The organism is Streptomyces atroolivaceus (assembly GCF_000717025.1).
GTDB classification, from domain to species: Bacteria; Actinomycetota; Actinomycetes; order Streptomycetales; family Streptomycetaceae; genus Streptomyces; species Streptomyces atroolivaceus.
In genome coordinates this window covers 1-386 of record NZ_JNXG01000072.1, presented here as the reverse complement: position 1 = coordinate 386, position 386 = coordinate 1, and the positions used below count along the sequence as shown (strand labels likewise).

The 386-nt window shown below is 71.2% G+C and carries 1 protein-coding gene; it reads right to left on the bottom strand.

Going from position 1 to position 386, the window contains the following annotated elements; translation table 11 throughout:
* Positions 1-386, bottom strand: a 386-nt coding sequence (locus tag OO67_RS35460; protein WP_033305957.1) for a ketoacyl-synthetase C-terminal extension domain-containing protein, incomplete at both ends; no start/stop codon positions are given.

The following is a 386-nucleotide window of genomic DNA, read 5'->3' as shown; positions in this document are numbered from 1 at the left end:
GGCCTCGTGGGAGGCCAGTGCGTCGAGGCCTGCGAGCAGTGCGTCGCGTCCGCCGGTGCCGGGGACGACGGCTCTGGACTCGAAGGGGGAGCGTGTGGTGGTGAGGGAGAGGGCGATGTCGGCCGGGCTGAGTTCGGGCCGTGCCCGGACGTGTTCGGCCAGTCGGCCTGCGGCTTGGGCCAGGGCGTCGGCCGAGCGTGCGGACACCACCCAGGGGAGGGCTGTCCCGTCCAGGCGGGTGGTGTCGGGTGTGGGTGGTTGCGTTGTCGTGTCGTCGGCGGTCTGCTCGGTGGGGGGTTCGGCGAGGATGATGTGGGCGTTGGTGCCGCTGATGCCGAAGGATGAGATTCCGGCGCGTCGGGTTTTGTTGTGGGTGGTGGGCCAGG